The 1,863-nt window shown below is 54.8% G+C and carries 2 protein-coding genes; both read right to left on the bottom strand.

Annotated features, from left to right (window positions below):
* Positions 1-89 precede the first annotated feature (89 nt).
* Positions 90-1,526, bottom strand: a complete 1,437-nt coding sequence (locus VGP75_RS03115) for a terminase TerL endonuclease subunit (protein ID WP_327542262.1) — start codon at positions 1,524-1,526, stop codon at positions 90-92.
* Between the two features lie 86 nt (positions 1,527-1,612).
* On the bottom strand, positions 1,613-1,863 hold a 251-nt coding region (locus VGP75_RS03110), incomplete at its 5' end, for a hypothetical protein (RefSeq protein WP_327542261.1).

The following is a 1,863-nucleotide window of genomic DNA, read 5'->3' as shown; positions in this document are numbered from 1 at the left end:
GTTGGCTCTATGAACTGGACACCCTTCTGCCTGCTCAAACTTCTTGAGCCAAGCCCGAACCATGTCCACGGTCTGAATAGTGATCTCATTTAATAACTCGCAATTATTGGGTCATTTAAGAAAGCGTCAAGGTCAACAACTTCAGGTTCATCTGACAGCTTCGCCATTGCGCCAACAGCCATTGCCAGCGCAACCATGCCATCAATGCGACCGCTTGACTTGTCCTTTGCCAGCTTCCTGTTGCCTGCTGGGTCTTGCTGAACCACTGCATTGGCGGCACACATTCGCAACACTGGGTGCATGTTGTGTGCCATTTTTTCGTTCAAAAGCACGCTCTCAAGTTCACGCAATGCTGGCGACATGTCACGAAAACCCTGCCCGAATGGTGCGAACTTGTCCACCTCATGTTCGCTGAATCCTGCCTTGATCAACCACGGTTGCAGGTGCTTCATGCCCCAGCGGTCAAATGCCAGTGCCTTGATGTCGTGATCATCAAACAATTCACGCAGACGGTGCGCCACCCATTCATACTCAATGGACTTGCCTGGCGTCAGTATCAAGTGGCCCTGCTCTGCCCATACGTCATAAGGCACACGGTCCTTTTGCGACTTTTCGGCAATGCCATGTTCAGGCAGCCAGAACTCACAATGCACTGCGTAGTTGCTGTCAACTAAGACCAACGCAGTCAAGTCATTGACGGTAGACAGGTCAAGCCCGCCGTACACTAAACCATCAAGTTCACGACTCGCGCCGTTAGCATCCCACACCTTGCGTGACACAAACGGGTTGCGTGCTTCCACCCGTTGATTCAGGATCAGATTGCGAAAGCTTGCCTCTGCGCTTGGCAGCCGTTTCGCGGTGGCGGCCATCGCTTTCACTTCATCGGAGTTTTGAAAATCGCCGTATGCTGGATTCGCCAGCTTGATCGTTTGCTCGCTGAATGGATCGGCGTCCTCAGGCGCGCTATACATCGAAAGCACGACGCGCTTGTCCGCTTTGGTGCGCGCGTCATCGATCAGCAATGACAGCAAGTCACCATCAGTGGCGGCCTGTGTTGAAATAATAATCGACAGCGGGTTGTCATGCGCTGCCGATGCTGTTTCCAATGCGTCATACAACTCAGACCGTGGCCCTTTGACCTGCCCCAATTCATCATGCACCACGAACACTGGCGACAGCCCGTACGCTGTCGAGGCTTCCGCAGACAGCGCGCGGTACACTGTGCCCAGTTCTGTACAGACCAGTTCCTTTTTCGTATCTCGAACCGTGATCACAGCCGAGAGGTCAGGGCTCATGCGTACGATCTTGGCAGCAAGGCCAAACAGGATCGCCGCTTGCTCCCGTGACTGAGCCGCTGAATATAGTTGGCTGTTGCGGCGCATCATAGGGCCACAAAGGTGCAGCAAGAGCAAAAAAGATGCCAAGGCGGTTTTGCCGTTTTTCCGCCCGAAGCTGACGATAGCCCGCCTAGTGCCAGCAGGGTTGTCATATATTTTCGCAATCTCGGCCTTTTGCCAATCGCGCAACACCACAGGCTGACCGACAAGCTTGCCCTCGGGCACGACGCACATGGCCTCGATCCACCGGATGCAACGGTCGCTGGTTGTTTCTGTTACACTTCCCACGGTCGCACGCCCTTGGACGCGTTCTTGGTAGCGGTCTTGGCGGCTTTCGGGGTGTATCGACTCTGATTGGTCAAGCGAAGCTTCACAGCCAAGTTGGCCGCAGCTCTCGCCTCGACGTCGCGCAATTTGAGGAGTCCGCGGTATTCTGCAGTACCCCCAACGCCGTCTGCCATCTGGCGCTCGGCGTGACTGATTCGGTCTGCAAGCACTTCCAGTGTTTCGCGGTGTCGACAATAAT

The organism is Yoonia sp. (genome assembly GCF_036007805.1).
In the GTDB taxonomy this organism is placed as follows: Bacteria; Pseudomonadota; Alphaproteobacteria; order Rhodobacterales; family Rhodobacteraceae; genus Yoonia.
This window is presented reverse-complemented; position numbering and strand designations above follow the sequence as displayed.